This is a genomic window from Bradyrhizobium sp. WSM1743, assembly GCF_000473065.1.
Taxonomy (GTDB): Bacteria; Pseudomonadota; Alphaproteobacteria; order Rhizobiales; family Xanthobacteraceae; genus Bradyrhizobium.
Map to the genome: position 1 here is coordinate 23,548 of NZ_AXAZ01000090.1, position 6,000 is coordinate 29,547.

Consider the following 6,000-nt stretch of genomic DNA (forward strand, 5'->3'; position numbering starts at 1 on the left):
ATAAAAGGAAGATTGTTTGACATCAGAATCGCCGCAGAGGCCTGATTTCAAGGGACGAAATATTCCTCCGACATTCGCAATAATTCGAATTATGGAGCTCGCGCTGGCCATTTCGGTTCTGCCTTCTGTTGCGACCCGAGCGGACGACTTGGTCGGGCAAGTCAGTGTAATCGATGGCGATACAATCGAGATCCATGGTCAGCGTATCAGGCTCTGGGGGATCACCGAGGCCACTCAGTGGCTCGTGCTGGGATATTTTTTCAAGCTCTTCGTCGCCAACAACCTCAACGAAATGACGGCTTACATGGCCTAGGCATCTTTGCACTCAAAGCAATTGGAGGCTCGACCACACAGTCGATCGTAACATCGACAGATACGATGAATCTCCTAATTGCGACCAACTATGTGCGCAGCAATTTACATGGCATCGTTATTGTGGGGAGCTCGCTGTCGGCCAGGCTATCGGAGTCCTATTTCAATTCATCGCAGGTGGAGAACCTATCGATTGCCGGTGGCGCGTCTGGAACAGGCCTCGAGATCATTCGTCGGACGGCTCCGCTGCCGAAGATTGTCGTCATCGAGTCTAACATACGCCAAGTCGGCGAACGGTCACCTGCGGCATCCATTCTTCAAGGGCCTGCGAGAGCGGGTCGCGCGACAACCTTGCGCGCAGCAAAGGCGGCTGCAGATGCCGGGGTGTCCGAGGAGCTGCAGGCACTAGCACGCGCGTTCCGAAGCCAGGCCGACGTCCTGAAATCGAAAAAGCGAGCAGGCAAGAAGCAACGGTGAGGCGGCCTTACTACGCCTCTTCCCTTTGGAACGGCTCGTAGGCCGGGGAGTGCTTGTTTGTGCGGTTTCCGGATTGCATCAGATCAGCGAGTCTGGTTGCGGCTCGATCTATTCTGCGAGCGGCTTCTGCCTGTTGGAGGCAGAAGCGGGTCATACTGAGGTCACGCCGCGCGGCCTGGACCTCGTGCAACACATGATCGAGCGCCTCCCCAACATTGTTCTTCTCAGCGGGTTCTGAACCGATACCGGCCGCGGCGCGGCGCACGGGCCTGTGTTGATCAGCCATTGGATCACTCTACCAGATGATGCTCGTCGTCAGGCGTTCCTGTCCACACTCCGGACGGGTCCTGCTTTGTAGCGAACCCGCCCGCTGTGGCCGATCTACGGCGAATGTATGGAGTGCTGCCGCCATTCAAGGGAACACAGGTTCCTTCTATGCACGCGATCGGCGGAGAAAGATCGCGTGTGCCTGCCGCTGCGAGAGAAATGCGCCTCAGCACTATATGCGTTGAGGGGCGATGCCGAGGCCGCTGGAGGTGCTTGGCAGTAGGGGATCGACAAAGCGAATCGAGCTCGACGGATCCGTTCTGCTCACTTCTGAACATTGGAACCACGAACTCGATTCGCAATGGCCTACCTCAATGCCTATTTTCCCCGCATGCGCACGGCGTATGAGCTCTGCCGAGCGACCAGCGGCAAGCAGGTCCCGTCAGCACCGGACTGGATTCATGAGGTGAAGCACGACGGCTGCCGGATGCCAATCATCCGGGAGAACGAACGCGTGCGCCTCCTCTCGCGCAGCGGCACCGACTGGACCAAGCGATCCCTGGATCGCCGAGGCCGCGCTGAAGAACGCGGCGAGCGCGTCCGTCGGCTCCTGCCGGTCGGCCGTGTCAAGCTGGCTCAGATAGCGGGCGACGCTCTCCCCCAACTGAGCGCGCCGCCGTTGCACCTTCGCCTTTGTAAAGTTCTTGTCCCGATAACCGCAGCAGCAGATCGCGCGACATCGCAGTGCGCGATGAAGCGTCTGCTCTACTGTTAAGCAGACGCCTACTTTTCCACTACTTACGCAGCAGCGAAGTGCTGCCATCGGCGTCCATACTCAATTTGAGCACTGACCGCCCATAGCCGTTCACGGCTCATCTGGTCGGTTCAGGTCGCGAACTTCCTACGGTAGCCGGAATTTTGTACTCGCCGCGGAGTTCATCCCACAAGGCCGTGTCGCTGACCAGCACGACGTGGTACTCACCCCGACCCGTGATCCCTGCATATTTTCCCGTGCCGCCAGTGAACTCGAAGGTGCCGCGGAACTCCTTCGGCTTCGCGTCTTTCAAGACGTACCTGGCAAAGACCTTGGATCCGTCGGCCTCTGTGAAGGTCTTATGGCCGCCACTGGAAGTGCCAGCATCCGTCAGATCAACAACCTGATAGCGAGCTTTGTCGAGGAAGGGCTTGCCATCGGCATTGAACACGGCGCCGTCGTATTCGGTGACCGAGACCGTATGGTCAGCCCGGTCTTCGAGCTTCACGCTCTTGCTGGACAGGGTGACCAGAACGGCTCGACCGAACCATTGGCCCGCTTCTTCCGCCAAGGCCGGGACAGCGGCCGCAGGGAGCGCCAAAGCAAGCACAACACAACCGCACATCCACGATGAAGTGAGATGATACCTCATGGTTTCCTCCCAGATGGTTGCGGGTTAAAGGGTGTCGAGCAAAGACCTCTGCGTGTGAATATCCAATGCGTCTATAAGACGCGTGATCTCGATGTCTCACCGGTCCGGCAGGCTGACCCAACTCTTCGACAAGCAACCTCGGCGGTAAGCCGGTGAAGAAGTAGATCCAGACGCGGGAAAATCATGGTCGCCCAGAAGATCGCGGTGAGGTGCGCAGAGGTTCGCTCCCGACAGTTTCCAGTAAGCACGCTCAGGCAAGCACTACCTCTAGCCTAAGTGCGAAGCTCGGCTCTACGCTGTTTCGGCGGTGACTTGGCCGCCGGCTTGTTGCTGCCGATTGGCCGTGACCTTGTATCATGCAGTTCAAATCCGGCACGCGGTGGATTCTTCGACCTGCACGAACGACGCCAGTACCGGATACCGCGCGGGTCTTCGCGGAGCTACTTGCCCTAGCTCACGGAGCCGGTATGCCGCCGTAGTAGTCGTCGACCAAGCGGGCCATCGCAGGATCCGACCTGTTCCAACTGCTCTCGCTACCGTACTTCGGCGCACCTCGCAGTCGACCGCCGCCGGTGCCCTAAGCCGCCGCCTCAGTCGGCCGACTTCAAATCACGACTCAAGACCGGCGAGATTCTCGTTCGGTTAGCCGAGATACCTCAAGTATGCAGCATCACTGCCCGTATTTGGCATCCGTCTTCGTCTCGGAGCTGGCAGTGATCTCTCGAAGTATTGCTCTGGCAGCCTGGAGATCTGCTGTCTCAAAGCCCTCAGCGAACTGGCCATAGAGCGGACTGAGCAGGTCGTGAGCTTCGCTGCGCCGGCGCTGTTCTGTCCAAAGTCGTGCGAGCGATGTCGCTGCGCGCAGTTCCCAGAGCTTGGCGCCTTGCCGGCACGCGGTTGCAGCGGCATGGCAGAGCCGTGCTTCCGCGGCGATCGGATCGGGCCTCGGCAGCCGCAGCATCAGCTCGCCCATCATCCGATGGAGTTCGGCCTCGAACCACCGCTCGCCGGTTTCTTCCACGCGGTCGAGCGCCGTTGCAATCAAATCCAAGCCTTCCTCCACTGCGCCGGAGCGGCCCAGCGCCTCGGCCTGGAGGCCGAGGAAATGCGGCTCATAGACCCTTGCCCCGGTGGCACGCCAAGCCGGCAGGCCCTGCCGAAGCTGCGCCAGCCCCGTCTCCAACTCACCTGACTCGGTCAGAGCCCATCCACGGATCACCGTGGCAGGCGCGAGGAAATGCGGAAAACCCTGCTCGGTCGAGAGCTCAATCAGTGCCTCGGCTCGATCCCGGGCCTCGGGCCCCGCTCGGCGGTACTGCTCGAAGAGACACGCGAACAAGAGAGCGTACGCCAGCGTGTTGAGGTGAGTGAGATCGTTGGCGGCATCGAGCGCTTCGCGGCTCCGTGCCAAGGCCTGTTCCGGATAGCCCAGCGCCAACAACGTCCATGACAGCGCCGATAGCGCCGCCACCCGAGGATCCTGCACGTAGAAAAAGGCGAGCGAGCGATGCCGCTCTGGGTCATAGAGCGCGAGCGTCCGCTCCAGATGGAGGCGGGCAGCGGCGATCTCGCCGCGCCACAGGGCACCGGTCCCGTTGACGCGGTGAGCAACTATGGTTGCGGAAGTTTCCTGATGATCCTGCGCCCGGCGCAAAAACTCGTCTGCTACGTCACGCGCCGCGTTGTGCTCGGCGCGCACGCCCCATTGACCATAGAGCACGGGCCAGAGCTGGGCGGTGGCCCCGATCTGCTCGCAGAGCTCGCGGGCACGCGCGTTGGCCCGTCCAGCTCCCGGCGACGCCCAGCCTTGCGTAGCCATCAGCGCCACGCCCAACGCCACCTGCAGGTCAAGTTCTCGTCGCTTCCGATCCGCCTCAGGTAGGCCCGCAAGCAGGTCCAACCCGTTCTGCAACTGCGCAAGTGCTTCGGCCATCGCCGAGCGGGCGATGGCCCGCTGTCCCGCCCTCAGCCAATAGTCCGTCGCCGGTACGGCCAGCCCCGCCTCCGTATAATGGTGGGCCAGAAGCTCGGGCTGCGCCTGCACTGTCTCCGGAAAATGCTGCTCGATCGCTGTGGCGATCCGGGCCTGCAAGCGCTGTCGCTTCGCGCGCACCAGCGTCGCATAGGCGGCGTCCTGCACGAGCGCATGCTTGAAGCTGTAGATCGCCTGAGGCGGCGTCCCGCGCCGGAACACCAGGCCCGAGCCGACGAGATCGTCCAACGCCGCCTGCAGGTCGCTCTCCGGTAGCGCCGCGGCAATCGCGAGCAGTTCGTGGGAGAATTCCCGGCCGATGGCGGCCGCGACCTGGGCCACCTCACGGGCCGGGGCCAGCCGGTCGAGCCGGGCCAGCAGCGACTCCTGGAGCGTGGTTGGGATCGCCATCGGTGGCAGCGGCCCCGCGAGCGCGTAATGGTCGCCCTCATCGCGGAGCAGATTGGTCTCCAGCACGGTCCGCGTCAGCTCCTCGACGAACAGCGGCACGCCATCGGTCTTGGCGACGATCTGATCGAGCACCGCAGGCGGCAGCGCCTTGCCGCCGCTCAGCCGCGCGACCATGGCCGCGCCCTGCCGGCGGCTCAATCGGCTGAGGGTCAGCGCGGTGACATGGGGATAGCGCATCCAGGGCGGCTCGAACTCGGGCCGGAAGGTGATGAGGACCAACACCGAGGCGCCTTGCACCCGGCCGACCAGGAGATCGAGCAGCTCGAGCGAGGTCGGATCTGCCCAGTGCACATCCTCGAACAGGGCCAAGACGGGCCGGCGCCTTGCGAGGCCCAACACCTGGTCGACCAGTTCCTCGAGCGTCCGCTCCTTCTGCCGATGCGGGCTCATGTCGAGCGGCGGGTAGCGCGCATTCGTCTCCAGCGACAGCAAGGCCGCGAGCAGCGGGGCCACCGCGGCGACATCGTCGGTCGATAGCGCAAGCAGCGCCTCGAGCTTGTCGAGCCGCGTTGCGGCGGAGTCGTCCGCGGCGAAGCCCGCCGCCCGCTCCAAATGCCCGATCACTGGATAGAGCGGGCTGGTCTGATGGTGCGGCGAGCAGTAGTGGCCGAGGGCGGTATGCGGCTCATTCTCAAGTCGCCCGCGCAGCGCCCGCACGAGGCGCGACTTGCCGATGCCAGGCTCGCCCCCGAGCAGCACCACCTGGCCCTCACCCTCCTTGGCTCGCTCCCAGTGCTCGAGCAGCAGGCCGATCTCATGGTCGCGACCGACCAGCGGCGACAGGCCGGCCCCGTGCAATGCCTCGAACCGGCTCTCGGCGCTGCCTTCCCTGACCACGCGCCACACCCGCACCGGAACGGGAAATCCCTTCAAGATCTGCATGCCGAGTTCGCTGAGCTCGAAAAGCCCGCCAATGAGCTCCCGGGTGCGGGCGGAAATCACCACAGTTCNGGGCGCGGCCAGTGTCTGTAGCCGCGCCGCGAGGTTCGGCGTGTCGCCGACCACGGTCTCCTCGCGCGCCGCACCTTCGCCGATCAACTCGCCGACAACCACCGGACCGGTCGCAATGCCCACACGGGCCGCCAGCGTGTCGCC

At 63.2% G+C, this 6,000-nt stretch carries 5 protein-coding genes; 3 read left to right on the forward strand and 2 right to left on the reverse strand.

What is annotated here, in order from left to right; translation table 11 throughout:
* The first annotated feature begins 91 nt into the window (after positions 1–91).
* The 3 genes from YU9_RS50445 (at position 92) to YU9_RS50450 (ending at position 1,831) form a co-directional block, all read left to right on the forward strand.
* Positions 92–313, forward strand: coding sequence for a hypothetical protein (locus YU9_RS50445; protein WP_027576828.1), 222 nt, complete (start codon positions 92–94; stop codon positions 311–313).
* Positions 314–378: 65 nt separating this feature from the next.
* Complete coding sequence (locus YU9_RS43375) at positions 379–789, forward strand: hypothetical protein (protein ID WP_036018846.1); 411 nt, start codon at positions 379–381, stop codon at positions 787–789.
* A gap of 628 nt (positions 790–1,417) precedes the next feature.
* Positions 1,418–1,831 carry a hypothetical protein gene (locus YU9_RS50450; RefSeq protein ID WP_027576830.1) on the forward strand — a complete coding sequence of 138 codons (414 nt, stop codon included), beginning with the start codon at positions 1,418–1,420 and terminating at the stop codon, positions 1,829–1,831.
* A gap of 97 nt (positions 1,832–1,928) precedes the next feature.
* On the opposite strand, the gene YU9_RS0134405 is transcribed toward YU9_RS50450, so the two are convergent.
* Together YU9_RS0134405 and YU9_RS43385 are read right to left on the reverse strand one after the other, a co-directional pair.
* Positions 1,929–2,462, reverse strand: a complete 534-nt coding sequence (locus tag YU9_RS0134405) for a hypothetical protein (RefSeq protein WP_156952292.1) — start codon at positions 2,460–2,462, stop codon at positions 1,929–1,931.
* A gap of 670 nt (positions 2,463–3,132) precedes the next feature.
* A partial coding sequence (locus YU9_RS43385; protein ID WP_036018851.1) for an AAA family ATPase occupies positions 3,133–6,000 on the reverse strand: 2,868 nt, incomplete at its 5' end.